The following is a 15,580-nucleotide window of genomic DNA, read 5'->3' as shown; positions in this document are numbered from 1 at the left end:
CCGAAGGGAGTGTCGACGCCGATGCTTGCCGCCGAACGTCGAGACGCGATACTGCGCGCGTTGCGGTCCGTGGGGTCTGTTCGCGTCGCCGATCTCGCCGCCGAGCTGGACGTCTCGGAGATGACGGTGCGACGGGATCTCGACACCCTCGATGCGCAGAATCTGCTGCGCAAGGTGCACGGCGGGGCGGTGGCGCGGCAGAACCGCGGTGAAGAACCGCGCTCGGCGCAGAAGGCGGCTCAGCAGCGGGCCGAGAAGGCCGCCATCGCGAGCGTGGCAGCCACGACCGTCGAGGACGGCATGACCATCGCGATCGGCGCGGGCACCACCACCACCGAACTCGCCAGGCACCTGCGCGGCCGCCGGTCCATCACGGTCGTCACGAACTCCATCACCATCTTCCAGGAGCTCACCGACCCGGCGACCGACGGTTCGGATGCTCCGCCGGTCTATCTCAGCGGCGGTGTTCGCACGCCGTCGGATGCCCTCGTCGGGCCGGTCGCCGACGTCGCGATCGGTTCGTTCCGTGTCGACGCCACCTATCTCGGCGTACACGGATTCGACGTGGACGCGGGACTTACGTCGCCGAACATCGCTGAAGCACAAACGAATCGGACGTTGATCGACATTGGAGGACGCCTCGTGGTGCTGGCCGACCACACCAAGTACGGGGAGGTCGGCGCCTGCGTCTTCGCCCGACTGTCGCGCGTGCAGACCCTGATCGTCGACGACGGCCTGGTCCCCGCCGACCGCGCGCGGGTCGAGGAGCACGTCGGCGACCTGGTGATCGCACCGGTGGAGACACGATGAGCGCGGAGCCCCTGCGCTGGCAGCTGGCCGACGGTCGCGACATCCTGTTCTTCGCACTGCCCGGCCACGTCGCCGCACCGGTCCCCGACCGGCGTCCGCTGCCACCGCGCGGAGATCACCAGTCGCAGTTGCGGTTCGACCGCCAGACCGGGCAATGGGTGGCCATCGCCGCGCTGCGACAGGACCGCACCTACAAGCCCAGCGCCGATCAGTGCCCGCTGTGCCCCAGCGCCTCGGGCGACGGTGGTGAGGTGCCCGCACCCGACTACGACGTCGTCGTCTTCGAGAACCGCTTCCCCAGCCTGTCCGGGGCAGACGGCCGAGCGTTCAGCCTGCCCCCCGTGGACGGCACGAACTTCGTCAGCGCCCCGGGACATGGCCGCTGCGAGGTGATCTCGTTCTCCAGCAGCCACACCGCCTCGTTCGCCGAGCTCGAACCCGCCCACGCCAGGCTCGTCGTCGACGCCTGGCGCCACCGCACCACCGACATGATGGCCCGACCCGGCATCGAGCAGGTGTTCTGCTTCGAGAACCGGGGCGAGGAGATCGGGGTGACGCTGACCCACCCGCACGGCCAGATCTACGGTTATCCCTACCTGGCCCCGCGCACGGCGCACATGCTCGCCCAGGCGCGGGCGCACGCCGAGCGCCACGGCAGCAACCTCTTCGCCGACATCCTCGCCCGCGAGGTGGCCGACGGGGTCCGCGTCATCGCCCGCAACGAGCTGTTCACCGCCTTCGTGCCATTCGCGGCGCGCTGGCCGGTCGAGGTGCACATCTACCCGAACCGCTTCGTGCGCAACCTCGTCGAGCTCGACGCTGCCGAAGTCGATGCGTTCGCCACCATCTACCGCGAGGTGCTGCGCCGGTTCGATCGGCTGTATCCCAGCCCGCTGCCCTACATTTCGGCACTTCACCAATACCGGGACACCGAGACGCAGCGGGAGGGCTACTTTCACGTGGAATTGATGTCGGTGCGGCGCAGCGCCACCAAGCTCAAGTTCCTGGCCGGATCCGAATCGGCGATGGACGCGTTCATCTCCGACGTCACCCCGGAGGCGGTCGCCGAGCGGCTGCGGGATCCGTCGTGACCTCCGACATCCGTTACGCCGCACCGGGGCGCATCAACCTGATCGGTGAACACACCGACTACAACCAGGGTTTCGCACTGCCGATCGCGCTGCCCGACCGTACCGAGGTCGTCTTCCGGCCGGACGGCGGCGACGTCGTCGTGGTCTCCAGTGACCGCGAGGACGGCGAGGTCGCCATCGCCCTGGACACCGCGCCCGGTGACGTCACCGGCTGGGCCGCATACGTGGCCGGCGTGGTGTGGGCGCTGCGCGGCGCCGGACACCGTGTCGGTGGCGGCGCGATGTCAGTCAGCAGCGGCGTCGAGATGGGCTCGGGCCTCGCGTCCTCTGCTGCGCTGGAGTGCGCGGCGCTCGGAGCCCTGGCTGCCGCCACCGACCTGCGGATCGGCGCGGTCGAACGGGCCAGGCTCGCCCAGCGCGCCGAGAACGACTACGTCGGTGCGCCAACGGGATTGATGGACCAGTTGGCCTCCCTGTGCGGGCAGCGGCAGCACGCGATGATGATCGACTTCCTCGACGCCAGCGTCCGCCCGGTTCCCTTCGACCCCGCCGCCTCCGGTGTGATGTTGCTGCTGATCAATTCCCATGCGCCACACCGTCATGCCGGTGGCGAGTACGCCTCTCGGCGCGCCTCCTGCGAGCGGGCGGCCGCCGCTCTTGGCGTCGGATCGCTGCGCGAGGTGCAGGACCGCGGCGAGGCGGCGCTCGGCGCGATCAGCGACCCCGTCGACGCGCGACGGGCTCGACACATCCTCACCGAGAACCGCCGCGTCGCCGACGTCGTCACCGCGCTGGAACACGCCGACTTCGCCGAAGTCGGTCACATCTTCACCGCCTCGCATGCGTCGATGCGCGACGACTTCGAGATCACCACCGACCACATCGACCTGATCGCCGACACCTGCGTACGCGCGGGGGCGCTCGGGGCGCGGATGACCGGCGGCGGCTTCGGCGGCTGCGTGATCGCGCTGACCCACGCCGACGGATGGCCGGACGTGGCGGACGCCGTACGCCGAGCGGTCGGCGACGCCGGGTTGCACCCGCCGACGATCACCCCGACCGAGGCCGGCGCGGGCGCCGGTGCGGTGTCGCAGCAGGCATGATCCGGAGGGTTCTGGGTAACCCACACCGTTGACCCGTCTCCGGAAGGACCCATGAGCTCAGCACGATCGCCACTCGACCACCACGACCTGGCCGAGGCGCAGCGCATCGTGACCGCGGTGAGCTCGGCCTTCACGGCCAAGGTCGTCGGCCAGCACGCATTGCGCGAATCCATGCTCGTCGCCCTGCTGGCCGGGGGGCACGTCCTGGTGGAGAGCGTCCCCGGGCTGGCCAAGACCACCGCTGCCCGCGTCGTCGCCGAGTCCATCGACGGGGCGTTCCGGCGCATCCAGTGCACCCCCGACCTGCTGCCCAGCGACATCATCGGGACCCAAATCTACGAGGCCGCGACGAACTCGTTCGCCACCCGGCTAGGACCCGTGCACGCCAACATCGTGCTGCTCGACGAGATCAACCGGTCCAGCGCCAAGACCCAGTCGGCGATGCTCGAGGCCATGGAGGAGCGCCAGACCACCATCGCCGGGGTCGAACATCCGATTCCAGAGCCATTCCTGGTGATCGCGACGCAGAACCCGGTCGACCAGGAGGGCACCTACCCGCTCTCGGAGGCGCAAACCGACCGCTTCATGCTCAAGGACGTCGTCGACTATCCCTCCACCGACGAGGAAGTCGAAGTGATCTCGCGGATGGACGCCGGTCTGTACGACCGCGATCACCAGAGTTCACCGGTGGTCAGCCTGGCCGACGTGCGTCGCATCCAGGCCCTGGCCGGTGCGGTGCACATGGATCCGGCGCTGATCCGCTACGCCAGCACCCTGGTCGCGGTGACGCGCGACCCGCACCAGCATCTGCCCGCCCAGATCGCCCGGCTCGTCGAATACGGCGCCAGTCCCCGCGCGACCATCGCGTTCTGCCGCAGCGCGCGGGCGGTGGCGATGCTGCGCGGGCGCAACCACGTGCTGCCCGACGACGTCGCACACCTGGCCCACCGCGTGCTGCGGCATCGGTTGGTCCTTGGCTTCGAGGCGGCCAGCGCACGCGTCACGCCCGACGTCGTCGTCGACGCGGTGCTGCGCGCCGTGCGGGTGCCGTGAGATCGGCCGGCGCGTGGGCACCCATCTGAACCAGGCCAGGGCACACTTCGGCCGTGACACCACCGGCCTGCTCGACGGTGGCCGGTATTCGCTGGTGCACACCCGCAGCCTGGAGTTCGACGACCTGCGCCCCTACGTGCCCGGAGACGACGTCCGCGACATCGACTGGAAGGCCACCGCCCGCTCGGGCCAGGTGCTCATCAAGCGCTTCGTCACCGAGAAGCACCACAGGATCCTGGTGGTGGCCGACGCCGGCCGCGACATGACCGCCGCGGCCTCGTCCGGTGAGCGCAAGTACGACGTGGCCGCCCACCTCGTCGGGGCAATGGGGTTGATCACGCTGCGGCGCTCCGACGAGATCGGCATGGTCTTCGGCGACGTCCGCGGCAGCGTCGACGTCCGGTTGCGGCGCGGCGAGACCCACGTCGAATACCTCCTGCACCGGTTCCACGACCACGTCACCTCGAATCCCGGCGCCAGCCGCGTCGTCACCCAGCTGGAGTGGGTCGCCGAGCATCACCGCCGTCCACTATTGATCTTCGTGGTGTCCGACGAACCCGGCGTCGACGACCGGTTGACCGACGTGCTGACCCGGCTCACCGCCCGCCACGACGTGATGTGGGCGATGGTGGCCGACCAGCCGGCGGTGGGTGCTGCCGACGTCGACGGCAACGGCAACGGGGATGGGGATGGCGATGGGGATGGCTACGACGTGGCCGACGGCCGCGTCGTCCTTGGCGGGGCGACCGTCGGGGCGAAGGTCGTCGCTGCCTACCACCGAGCCGAAGCGCAACGGCGCCAGCATCTCTCGGAGTTCCTGACCGTCAGCGGCGTGCCACACGGCTTCGTCCGCGGCAGTGCCACCATCCGCGCTGCGCTGACCGCCATCACCGGGGTCTACTCCCGTGCCAGATGACGATCTGCTGCGCCACCTGGTCCCGCCGACGGCCCCGTCCCCGCTGTGGTGGTGGCTGGCCGGTGCCATCGCCGCGCTACTCATCCTCTGGTTCGTCGGCGTCGTGCTCGCCACCCGCCCCGCCGGTGAGGGGGTCGACGGAAGCGGCCTGCTCGGCAGGGCGCGGGACCATCTGCTGCGCCGCCGCCACGCCCGGGCGGTGCACGCCATCGCCGAGCGCCACCGCCGCGGCGAGCTGACCACGGCGCAGGCCGGGGCCGCCCTCAACGCCGAACTGCGCCGCTTCCTGCGGTACGCCACCGGCTTGCCCGCCGAGTATCTGCAGGTCGGCGATCTCGCCCGCCGCGGCATCGCCGGCACCGAGTTGCTGGAGCAGCTCGGCGACGCCCAGTTCAACACCTCGTCGACGGTTGACGTCGCACGCACCGGCAGCGCGATCGAGGAGCTGATCACGACGTGGACCTGACCTGGATCCCGGTCGCGATCATCGGCTGCGTCGCGCTGGCGCTGTGCATCGCGGCGGCCCTGCTGTGGCCGACCGATGCCGAACGCCGCCGTCTGCGCCCGCTGGCCCACACCGAGCGACTGACCCGGCTGCCGGAGTACATCCGCGCCAAGCGCGCCCGCACCGTGGCGACCGTCGTGACGGTCGCCCTGCTGCTCGCCGTCTTCACCGGGGCAGTCATCGCCGCCTCCCGGCCAACTGGCTTGCCAACGGCGGCAAGGCAATCGGGTAGCGCCCAGCCCGAGGACATCATGCTGTGCGTGGGCACTCCGCCATCGGACCCCGCGGCGGCTGCGGTGCTGGGAACCTTCGCCCAGCAGGTCCGCGCCTTCGGCACCGAACGAGTGGGGCTGACCTCGAAGAACCGACGCGTCATCCCACTGACCCGGGACTACCAGTACGCCGCCCAGACGCTGTCGGACTACGCCAGGCCCGCCGGGGGCACCGACCTGCCGGCGTTCGCGCCGCAGGTCTCCTACGTCGACTATGCCCCGACCGTCGAGGACCTGCTTGCGTTGTGCCTCACCGGGTTCCCCGACTTCGACCAGCGGACCGCGCAACGCCGTTCGGTCGTCTACGTCGGACCCGGGCAACTGCGCCGGCCAGGCGACCTGCGCCCGGCACTGTTCACCGCCGACCGGGTGCGCGAGCTTGCGACGACGGCCGACGTCCAGCTCAACGCGCTGGTCACCGGTCCCCCGTCGGCCACACTCGACGCGCTGACGGCCGCCACCGGTGGCCGGTCGGTCCCGGTGGGGGTCAACGCGACGCCGAATCTGGCGGCGATCCGCGACCACCCGCCCGCGAGCCGGGTCGATGCAGGGGCGTCCGCTTCGGCGGGCTCGGTCGACTCTCCCGACGTACCACTGCTGGTCGCCCTGCTGGCGGCCGCGGTGCTGGCACTCTGGCCGCTGGTGGCCCGCCGATGATCTTCGAACCGGTGGTGCCGCCCCTGGCTCTGGCGGCGATCGCGGTCATCCTGCTGGCGGCGCGCCTGGCCACGCTGCGCCGGGCGCGGACGACCCGCGGCTCGAGGTGGCGGTGGGGTGCCCAGACCGCGGTGATCCTGCTGGTGGTGCTCGCCGCCGCCCGCCCCGTGCTGGTGCCGCGCGATCAAGACGTCACCGCGGTTGCCGACCGGGAGGCACCGAATGTCTTCGTGGTGCTCGACCGCTCCCCCGACATGCAGGTGCGCGACCAAACCGACGGTCAGTCACGGATGTCGTTGGCGCGCTCGGACGTCGGCGCGCTGATCGACCGGTATCCCGGCGCCCGCTTCGCGGTCGTCTCGTTCTCCTCGCGTGCGACCGTGGAATGGCCGCTGTCGGCGGACACATGGAGTCTTCGGCCGCTGGTCTCCGCGCTCACCCCGTACGCCCCCGCACCCGACGCGGTGACCCAGGCCAACGCCGGTGCGGCGTCGAACACGTTGCGGTATCAATTGATCGGCGCCCGGCAGCAGTATCCGCAGGCGAAGAACCTGGTGTTCTATCTCGGCTCAGGAACCCCCGAGGCGCTGACCCCGCCCCGCGAGTTCAACCCACCGGCCGGCGCCATCGATGGCGGCGCGGTGCTGGGCTACGGCAGCGCGCAGGGCGGACCGGTGCCCGGGACCGACGTCACCCGTTCGGCGCTCGACGAGCCGGCCTTGCAAGGCATCGCCGCCGAGTTGAACCTGCCGTACGCCACTCGCGCGCCCGAGCAGCCGCTCACCGACGCCATCCCCGCGAACGGCGCTGCCGCGCCCCGGCCCGTCGCGACCACCGGGCCCGCTGCGGCCCGGACCGAACTCTATTGGATTCCAGCGGCATTGGCCGCAGTCCTGGTCCTCACCGAACTCGGCGTGGTGCTGCGTGAGTTCCGCCGCACCCGCTTCGTCCAGACCGGAGCCACCCGATGAGCCGGCCGCGCGGGACCAGGCAGCGCCGGCGGCTGCTGGCATACTCCGCCCCGGTCGCGATCCTGTTGGTGCTCGTGCTGGTGAAGTTCTGCTCCGTCGGCATCGCGGGCAACGCCGCCGTCACCGACTTCGCCAACGGTGACGTCGACGGCTTGCGCACCGACGTCACGGTGCTGGAGGTGGCCGATGTCGTCGCGCCGCAGACGACCGCGTTCGCCGCGGGCGCCCTCGCCGTCCTCGAAGACCGACTCGCCGACGCCGACGACCGCTTCGCCACGGCGCTGGCGCAGACCGAGCCTGCCCGCTCCTGCGGGGTTCGGGTCAACCTCGAACTGGTCCGCGAGACGCTGGGCGACCGGGCCGTGGCGAGTCTGGACGGCCGCGCGGCGCTGGACGCCTACCGGCGGGCAGCCGACGTCATCGACCAGGCGCCCCCGGGATGCTTCACCGGCAGCACCGACCCAGACGAGCAGCGCCGGGCGGTGCTCGACGGGGCCGAGGCCCGGTTGCGCGCCAAGATCGACGCCCTGGCCGTCCCGCCGCCCCCACCTCCGCCGCCACCGCCCGCAGCGGCAGCGGCACCCGCCATCCCACCGCCGGCCGGCGCGGGAGCCCGCGATGACGTCCCGTTGCGGCTGGACCCCGGGGGTGACCCGCTGGAGCGCCTGCAGCAGGTCCTGCGCGACGCCGCGGCAGCCCAAGCCAAGCGGTGACCTGCGCGTCACCACGATTGCGGGCCACTCACCCCGGGTACGTGCACGAGGTGATGACGAACTCCACCCTGACGGCGCAGCCCGTCCCGACGACGATCGACCCCGCACTGCCCAGCGCAGTCGGACCACTGTCCGAATGGGTCGTCGATCTGCTCGCCGGCACCGGTTCACCCGACGCCGCCACCCCCGACGTCGAGGCCGCCGACCCCTGGGGGCTGGATCTGCAGCTGGCGCTCTACGTCTGCTACGAACTGCACTACCGCAGCTTCGCCGGGGTAGCTGGCTCGTGGGAGTGGAACCCCGGCCTGCTGGCGCTGCGGAGCCGGATGGAGCGGTCGTTCCTCGACGCAGTGCGCCGGGAGGTCGGCGATCGCGCCGAGGGACGGACGGCTGCCGATCTGATGGCCGAACTCGCCATCGAGCCCGTCGACGGCACCGGGCTGTCGTATTACCTGCGCGACGAGGGCAGCTGGGAACAGATGCGCGAGTACTTCGTGCACCGTTCGCTGTACCACCTGAAGGAAGCCGATCCGCACGCGTTCGCCATCCCCCGCCTGGTCGGCGGGGCCAAGGCGGCCTTCGTCGCCGTCGAGTACGACGAGTACGGCGCAGGTCGCGGCGAGCGGGTGCACCAGCAGCTGTTCGCCGACCTGCTACTGGCCGCGGATCTGGACGCCAGCTACCTGGGCTATCTCGACGAGGTGCCCGCCGATGCGTTGTCGGTGGTGAACCTGATGTCCCTGTTCGGACTGCATCGCGATCTGCGGGGCGCGGCGGTGGGCCACTTCGCCTCCACCGAGATCACCTCCCCGCCCGGGTCGGCGCGCATCGTCGCGGCACTCGAGCGGATGGACGCTCCGTCGCCCTGCGTCGTGTTCTACCGCGAACACGTGGAGGCCGACGCCGTGCACGAGCAAATCGTGCGCCACGACGTCGTCGGCGACATGGTCGCCCGCGAACCCGCACTCGATGCCGACGTCGTATTCGGCATCCTGGCCCGCGACGTGGTCGAGGACCGGCTGGCCGATCACATGATGGCGAGCTGGCAGTCCGGCACGACCTCGCTGCGCACGAAGGGCTGAGCGCAGCTCAGTCGTTCACGGCCTGGACGACGGCCAGGCGCTCCTGGCGTCGCCCTGGCTCGAGCATTCCGGCCCCTTCTAGCCACACGGCCCGCGCCGTGAGCACCGGCCCGAACGGGATCCATTGCTCGGCAACCACTTCGGCGCGCAGCCCGCGGTCGCGTAGGCGAAGTACCGTTTGTTCGACGTCGGCGAACTCGGACTGCACGATGAGCATCGATGCGCCGTCGCGCAGCAGGCCGGGCGCGCTGTCGCACAGGGGGTCCAGCACCTCGCGGCCGTCGCTGCCAGCGTTCCACGCCGCCTCGGGCCCGGCCGCGGGCGAGATGACGGCGTGGTCGGCACCGGGCACGAAGGGCACGTAGGGCGGGTTGCACGTCACGACGTCGAAGGGTGCGAATTCTGCTGCCCTGGTCCATGACCCGCGATGAACGGTCACGTCCAAGCCCGTCGTGGCCGCATTGGCCCTGGCGCAGGTGACCGCCGAGGAGCTCATCTCGAACGCGTGCACGCAGGCGGCACCTTCGGCTGCTGCGGCCAGGGCGATCACGCCGCTACCCGAACACAGGTCCGCAACCCGGCTACCCGGGGCGAGTCCGGTCTCACGCAGTGCGGCGATGAGCAGTGCCGAATCCTCCTGCGGCGGATACACGCCGATGGGTACCGACAGGCCCGCCGCGGGGGTCGTGGGGTAACTCTGTGCATCGGTGAAGAAAGTCGTCACTGCCGGTGCTCCATTGCAAGTCGAGAGGCTGTCTGCCGCAATTGCCCACATCTGGAGCGATTGAATCGTCGCCGGCGCAAAGTCGTGCCCAACTCACTCACCCGGCCACCAGACGCCATGCCACGTTTCGCGGCTCCGTCCCATGGGCACGTGTAGGCGGCCCGCCCAAGATCCCATCGTTCTCACAGCTGACGCTGGCGTGTCAGGCAGCGCGCCGAAGGCCGGTCGTGGCACCGTTGGAGTACGCCGCAATCCGGGCGCCAACGACTGCCGATCAGGTTGACCTAGTGACCAAGTCCACGCCAGACACCGTGCTGTGTCCCTGCTGCGATCTCGACTTCCCCGGCTGGCTGGCGCCCGACGCCGGACAGGCCGACGAGTGGCTGTGCCAAGCGTGCGACGGCCACCGCGACGACCCACTCGCAATGGCGCGCGACCACGAGGACGAGCTTCGGGTTCGGTGGCAACAGACCCTGGAAGACCTCGCCGCCGAGACCTTCCGCGCCGACGACTACCGGGAGAAGATGCTCGCTGCGTGCAGGTCCCGGGACAATGTCCTCAAGCAGTTCGAGCGGCTGGCCCGCTACCACCGCGCCACCGAGCACGGCTGCATCTGCGGCAAGCGCAACTGCGAGACACTCGCCGTCGTCGACACCGGTTGGATCAACGATCGCATCGCGGCGATGCTGCGTCTCGGCTAGCTCGCCCCTTACGCATGGCGCGGGCCCGCATCCCGAAACGAGATGCGGGCCCGGCACTTTCGCGGATGGTACCTACTTGGCGTCGACCGTGGTCGGTTCGATCGAACGGGTCGCACCGCTGTGGGCGACCTCGATGCGCCGTGGCTTGGCCGCCTCGGCGACCGGGATGGTCACCGTCAGCACACCGTTCTCGTAGGTTGCCGAGATGCGGCTGGCATCCACGCCCTCGCCGAGGGATATCTGGCGACGGTAGGTGCCGAAGAACCGCTCGTTGCTGAGCCACTGCACGGAGTCCTCCGACCTTGCCGACCTGTGCGCGGTCAGGGTCAGGGTGCCGTTGTCGGTGGTCACGTCCACCGAACCGGGATCGACTCCGGGAAGGTCGGCCGTCAGGACGTAGTGATCGTCGATCTTGCAGAGGTCCATCGGCATGAACCGTGGACTGCGATTCGATCCGGCCTGTCCGCTGAGCAGGCTCCGGCTCAGCCCATCCCAATCACTGAACGGATCAAAGCGAAGCACAGCAACCACCTCCCATATCGCCTGTGGGCCCGCCACCCTGGCGGGCGACCAATCACTGTGCACCGTCAGATTAGCACTCGACCCAGGCGAGTGCTAACACTTTTTGGGGAAATTTTCTGGGTGCGGCGGAGCGGTTTCCCCGACGTGGTTCCAAGCACCGAGGAGTCATCGAGGCGGCAGCGGCGCCTCGACGGGCACCGCCGACTGCGGGGTGATGACGAGATACGCCGGGCGCGACTGCGTGTAGTACCTGATCCGACGGGTCCACAGACGGGCATGGGCGAGTTCGGTTGCCGCGAATCGTGGCGATAGGTAGTACCGCCAGGCGATGCGGGCCAGCGCAGTCGGCGGTGGTGCACCGGTGACCGCGCTAGCCCGCGAAGGCACGATCAATCTCGTTGCGTCTCCTTGCCTTCCACCGCCAAACAGGATGACTACGTGTGGGCACGCTGCGACGTTGCGCACGGTCCACGACGACGCCGACGTGGTGGCCAGGAGTCGGCCGCCACAGGTGGTGAACCACAACGGCACCGCGAAGGGGCGCCCCGATGGCGAGCGACTGGCCACGATCATGACCCGTGACGTCGCCAACTCCGCATCAAGTCTCGCCGACGAGAACGGCGGCTCGCGATCAGCATCGGTTGCGGCGGCCAGGACCAGCGGCCGGCGTCGCACCACCGAAGAGTCCGACGCCTGCCGGAGCGCACCGTAGTCCCACGCCACGACGCGCGTGGGCACGATCGAGTACGTCTGCGCGCCGGCGCTCACCGCGGATCCACGAAACGTCAAGGAGCGCAACTCGAACCACGCGGCACCGTCGTCGATGACCACGACCACGTCGTGCTTGGCGAGATCGGGTGACGACGGTGGCATCGTCACCGTCAACGACCGTGGGTTACCCGGACCGTCGGCGACCACGCCTACCGGGTAGAGCTCCACCCGCCCGTCGACGACCGCGGCCAGCGCCGCGCGCGGCGGATTCCGCAGGAGGTCGGCGAGCTGCGCCGGTTCGACGTCGCGGGTGATCACGTCGCATCACCCGGGCGGAAGATGGCGTTCGCGATGCATCCGGTTGTTGACGATGTGCTCGACGAGGATGGGTACGAACGTCCGAATTCGGGCGTCGTCCAACTGCGCGGCGGCGTCCTGGCACCAGCTCAGGATCTGAGCATCGCGAATGGGGTCGTGACGCCCCTCGTGTTCGGCGAGCTTGCTCGCCACTTCGGCCACCGAGCGCGCAGCCGCCGCACCTTGCCCCGAGGTCACGGCTCGACGTGGAATGTCGTCGAGCTCGAGCCGAGCCTGCCGTTCATCGACGTCGGGATCGATGACCCGCAGAGTGAGGTGGTGCCCGTCCTCCCCGATGACGATGATCGTCGACGGTTCGTCACTGACGAAGCCCAGCAGTTCCACCACTCGGCCGCCGAGCTCGACCCGCTGCGGGGCGATCCACCCGTCGCGGCGGTAGGCCACCATGGCGACCCGTGGCATCCGGTCACCGATCGCGGTCACCAGGGCGGGGATTTCGACGTCGAGGTGCCTCGATGCCGGCCACCACGCACCGTCGACGTGCTCGGTGGGTGCTCGGCTTCCGGTCAGCCGGAGACGATCCGGATCACGGGCGGGATCGTTGGTCCCGGATGTCTGCAATACATCGGTCATGCTCGAAGCTTGTCCTTGAAAAGTCGCCGAAGCCATGGACTTTGGTCCCCTCGGATGGAGCCGATGGTTGCCTCGCGCGCGCCCGGGTGAACGCCGAATGAACGAAGTGCGAAGGCAACTCGACGCATGCACCTTCGTGCCGCCGCGACCACAGCGGTAGGGTTCGCGACGTGAACACGCCCTCTTCGCGCGCGGGAATACTCCGCGGCGCGCTGGTGGGCACGTGTTCGGCGCTGGTGACCGCGCTTGCCCACGCCGCAGGTGGTGGAGGCCTGCCGACCGGTTCGGCGCCAATCGAGTTGCTGATCGTGTGCGCGACGATCGGTGCCGGCGTCGGGGCCCTCGGCGCCGAGCGACGCTGCGCCAGGCTGACGATGGCGGTCTCCGCGCTGGCGGCGGGCCAGGGCCTCGGACATCTCACCCTGGCCGGGGTCGGCGGCCATCACCACGCCGATCAGGCTGCCTCGCATCCGCTCCAGATGTTGGCGCTGCACGCGAGTGCGGCGGTCGTGCTTGGCTCGTTGATCGCCGCTGTCGAATACCTCTACCTGATCTGCGTCTCGGTGCTGTCCTGGCTGCGACTGTTCGCCACCGCCAGCATCGATCCCGCCCCTGCGGCGCCCACGCGCCGATCGAACGTCGTCGTTCGTCGACCAGTCCTGCTCGGCCCGGGACTGGGTACCAGAGCACCCCCGAGGGCGTTGGTCCTCGGTGCCTGACGCACCCTCACCTCACTGACCGGTGGGCCGCTCGCAGCGGCCTGCCGTCCACACGGATACTCGCCACCCGATCGGACCCACGCGGCCCGCGGCGGCGGTCCGCTGCATCGCGCTCGCACCCCGAGCGTGCCCTGCCCGCATTCGCCGCGCCAACCCCGCACTTCGTGTGCCGCGACACGGGCCAACACCATTGACACGAAGGCAGATCCGTCATGACCAAGACCCCAGACGACGAAATCCACACCACCGACCGGCACCTCGCCCAACCTCCGCCAACGCCCACCCGCGACGCTCGAGCACGCCCCACGGGGCTACGGCCGCTACTGCTTCGATTGCACTTCTACGCCGGCGTCTTCGTCGGTCCGTTCATCCTGCTCGCCGCAGTCACCGGCCTGCTCTACGCCCTGATTCCCCAGATCGACTCGATGGTCTACCGGCACGAACTGACCGTCGAACGCGCCGGCGAACACCGGTTGCCGCTGGCCGATCAGATCGGTGCGGCGCGTGCCGCGCACCCCGAAGGCACCGTGACGAGCATCCGCCCGCCCGCGGCTCCCGACGAGACCACGCAGGTCAACCTGTCGGTCGGGGACGTCCCGCCGGACTACGGGCGCACCGTGTTCGTCGACCCCTACACCGGTGGGGTCCGCGGGGCGCTGACGACGTATGGGCAGTGGATGCCGGTGCGGGCGTGGTTCGACGAGCTGCACCGCACCCTGCATCTGGGCACCATCGGCCGCAACTACAGCGAGCTCGCCGCCAGCTGGCTGTGGATCATCTCGCTGGCCGGGTTGGTGTTGTGGTACCTGCGCCGCAGAGACACCGGCAAGCTGCGCCGTCTCGCGCTACCCGATCGCAACTCGCGGGATCGCCGACGCACGGTGACCTGGCACGGCGCGGTCGGGATATGGATTCTGGTTGCGCTGCTTGGCCTGTCGGTCACCGGAGTCACTTGGTCGCGCCATGGCGGCCAGTCGGTGAGCCTGGTCAGGCAGCACCTCGACATGACCGCACCGTCGGTCGACACGACCCTCGCGGCGCAGACGTCGTCCGTGGAGACCGGGCAGCATCAGCAGCACGGTGACATGGTCATGCCCGAGGCCGGTTCGGGTGGCGGTGCCCTCTCCGGGGCCGACACCGTGTGGCGCACTGCCGAGGACGCCGGGTTGCGGGGACCGATGTGGCTGTACCCGCCGACCGGGCCGGACCAGGGCTGGCAGGTGGCGGAGAACAAGCGGGACTGGCCGACCAGGCACGACGCCATCTCGGTGGATCCCAACTCGGGGGCGATCACCGCCCGGGTGAACTTCGCCGACTGGCCGTTCCTGGCCAAGCTCACCGATTGGGCAATCGATGCGCACATGGGCGTCCTGTTCGGCCTCGTCAACCAGATCGTGTTGGCGCTCACCGCAATCGGATTGATCACGATCGTGGTGCGGGGTTACGTGATGTGGTGGCAGCGCCGGCCCACGCGGGGTTCGGCATGGGCGATGGGACGACCGCCGCTGCGGGGTGCTCTGCGCAAGCTCTCGCCGGGCGTGCTGATCTTGCTCGCCGTCGGCACCATCGCCGTGGGCTGGTTCCTGCCGCTGTTCGGGTTGAGCCTGCTGGCGTTCCTGGTCGCCGACGTCGTCGTGGCCGCGGTCAAGCGCTGACCCCGTGGACCGGCGGCACCGTTCAACCGGGCCGCCGGTCCCCCGGGGTCGATACCGTCGTGGCGATGGTCTGGAGGATCTCGGGCGTGCTCTTGCCCAGAGTGACCTCCATGCCCATCAGCAGCAGGCCCGAGAGATTCACCAGCCCGGTGATCAATCCGGGAGAACCGTCCGGCTCCGCCAGGTAGGCGCGAATGCGTTCGTGTACGAAGTCGCCGTCGTCGTCGTCGACCCAGGCGGTCATGACGTCGATCGCCCAGCGGGTCTTCTCGTCGTCGACCATCATGCGACCTCGCCACGTGGAATCGTCATCGTCGCTCTGCCACGGACGATTTCGGTTGTTCGCAAATCAGCACCTCGCTGAATCTCGAAGCGGACGTCGCCGCATCCGCACGCCGTCCTGAACCTGCGCGGACAGCGTGCA

General features: G+C 69.8%; 18 protein-coding genes. 13 read left to right on the top strand and 5 right to left on the bottom strand.

The window, feature by feature from the left end:
- Positions 1-21: 21 nt before the first annotated feature.
- The 10 genes from SBI80_RS03905 to SBI80_RS03860 are packed head-to-tail and all read left to right on the top strand — an operon-like array spanning position 22 to position 9,173.
- Positions 22-810, top strand: coding sequence for a DeoR/GlpR family DNA-binding transcription regulator (locus SBI80_RS03905; RefSeq protein WP_318973094.1), 789 nt, complete (start codon positions 22-24; stop codon positions 808-810).
- Positions 807-1,901, top strand: a complete 1,095-nt coding sequence (galT, locus tag SBI80_RS03900; RefSeq protein WP_318973093.1) for a galactose-1-phosphate uridylyltransferase — start codon at positions 807-809, stop codon at positions 1,899-1,901. Before SBI80_RS03905 ends, galT begins: the two co-directional genes overlap by 4 nt.
- Positions 1,898-3,004, top strand: coding sequence for a galactokinase (locus SBI80_RS03895; RefSeq protein ID WP_318973092.1), 1,107 nt, complete (start codon positions 1,898-1,900; stop codon positions 3,002-3,004). Before galT ends, SBI80_RS03895 begins: the two co-directional genes overlap by 4 nt.
- Positions 3,005-3,055: 51 nt before the next feature.
- Positions 3,056-4,057 carry an AAA family ATPase gene (locus SBI80_RS03890; RefSeq protein ID WP_318973091.1) on the top strand — a complete coding sequence of 334 codons (1,002 nt, stop codon included), beginning with the start codon at positions 3,056-3,058 and terminating at the stop codon, positions 4,055-4,057.
- 13 nt (positions 4,058-4,070) lie between these two features.
- Entirely contained in the window at positions 4,071-4,973 is a 903-nt protein-coding gene (locus SBI80_RS03885) for a DUF58 domain-containing protein (RefSeq protein WP_318973090.1), read from the top strand.
- Complete coding sequence (locus SBI80_RS03880) at positions 4,963-5,439, top strand: hypothetical protein (RefSeq protein ID WP_318973089.1); 477 nt, start codon at positions 4,963-4,965, stop codon at positions 5,437-5,439. Before SBI80_RS03885 ends, SBI80_RS03880 begins: the two co-directional genes overlap by 11 nt.
- Positions 5,430-6,407, top strand: coding sequence for a hypothetical protein (locus SBI80_RS03875; protein WP_318973088.1), 978 nt, complete (start codon positions 5,430-5,432; stop codon positions 6,405-6,407). The genes SBI80_RS03880 and SBI80_RS03875 overlap by 10 nt, the downstream gene beginning before the upstream one ends.
- Positions 6,404-7,378: a vWA domain-containing protein gene (locus SBI80_RS03870; protein ID WP_318973087.1), complete on the top strand. Its 975-nt coding sequence runs from the start codon at positions 6,404-6,406 to the stop codon at positions 7,376-7,378. The genes SBI80_RS03875 and SBI80_RS03870 overlap by 4 nt, the downstream gene beginning before the upstream one ends.
- Complete coding sequence (locus tag SBI80_RS03865; protein ID WP_318973086.1) at positions 7,375-8,091, top strand: hypothetical protein; 717 nt, start codon at positions 7,375-7,377, stop codon at positions 8,089-8,091. Before SBI80_RS03870 ends, SBI80_RS03865 begins: the two co-directional genes overlap by 4 nt.
- A 53-nt stretch (positions 8,092-8,144) precedes the next feature.
- Entirely contained in the window at positions 8,145-9,173 is a 1,029-nt protein-coding gene (locus SBI80_RS03860) for an iron-containing redox enzyme family protein (RefSeq protein WP_413232623.1), read from the top strand.
- Between the two features lie 7 nt (positions 9,174-9,180).
- Here the strand turns inward: SBI80_RS03860 and SBI80_RS03855 are convergent, their stop codons facing one another.
- A complete protein-coding gene (locus tag SBI80_RS03855; protein ID WP_318973085.1) occupies positions 9,181-9,897 on the bottom strand; it encodes a HemK2/MTQ2 family protein methyltransferase in 717 nt (238 codons plus the stop codon).
- Between the two features lie 287 nt (positions 9,898-10,184).
- On the opposite strand from SBI80_RS03855, the gene SBI80_RS03850 reads away from it, so the two are divergent.
- Entirely contained in the window at positions 10,185-10,598 is a 414-nt protein-coding gene (locus tag SBI80_RS03850; RefSeq protein ID WP_318973084.1) for a hypothetical protein, read from the top strand.
- A 72-nt stretch (positions 10,599-10,670) separates the two neighbouring features.
- Here the strand turns inward: SBI80_RS03850 and SBI80_RS03845 are convergent, their stop codons facing one another.
- The 3 genes from SBI80_RS03845 to SBI80_RS03835 all read right to left on the bottom strand — a co-directional run bounded on the left by SBI80_RS03845 (position 10,671) and on the right by SBI80_RS03835 (position 12,782).
- A complete protein-coding gene (locus SBI80_RS03845; RefSeq protein ID WP_318973083.1) occupies positions 10,671-11,120 on the bottom strand; it encodes an Hsp20/alpha crystallin family protein in 450 nt (149 codons plus the stop codon).
- Positions 11,121-11,285: 165 nt separating this feature from the next.
- A complete protein-coding gene (locus SBI80_RS03840; RefSeq protein WP_318973082.1) occupies positions 11,286-12,149 on the bottom strand; it encodes a pyridoxamine 5'-phosphate oxidase family protein in 864 nt (287 codons plus the stop codon).
- A 6-nt stretch (positions 12,150-12,155) separates the two neighbouring features.
- Positions 12,156-12,782, bottom strand: a complete 627-nt coding sequence (locus SBI80_RS03835) for a DUF5994 family protein (RefSeq protein WP_318973081.1) — start codon at positions 12,780-12,782, stop codon at positions 12,156-12,158.
- A gap of 170 nt (positions 12,783-12,952) precedes the next feature.
- On the opposite strand from SBI80_RS03835, the gene SBI80_RS03830 reads away from it, so the two are divergent.
- A complete protein-coding gene (locus SBI80_RS03830; protein ID WP_318973080.1) occupies positions 12,953-13,501 on the top strand; it encodes a hypothetical protein in 549 nt (182 codons plus the stop codon).
- 212 nt (positions 13,502-13,713) lie between these two features.
- Positions 13,714-15,156, top strand: a complete 1,443-nt coding sequence (locus SBI80_RS03825; RefSeq protein ID WP_318973079.1) for a PepSY-associated TM helix domain-containing protein — start codon at positions 13,714-13,716, stop codon at positions 15,154-15,156.
- A gap of 22 nt (positions 15,157-15,178) precedes the next feature.
- Here the strand turns inward: SBI80_RS03825 and SBI80_RS03820 are convergent, their stop codons facing one another.
- A complete protein-coding gene (locus tag SBI80_RS03820; RefSeq protein WP_318973078.1) occupies positions 15,179-15,442 on the bottom strand; it encodes a hypothetical protein in 264 nt (87 codons plus the stop codon).
- Between the last annotated feature and the right edge of the window lie 138 nt (positions 15,443-15,580).

The sequence above is a fragment of the Mycolicibacterium sichuanense genome (assembly GCF_033741125.1).
In the GTDB taxonomy this organism is placed as follows: Bacteria; Actinomycetota; Actinomycetes; order Mycobacteriales; family Mycobacteriaceae; genus Mycobacterium.
The sequence above is the reverse complement of the archived record's forward strand: the minus strand, read 5'-3'. Positions and strand labels throughout refer to the sequence as shown.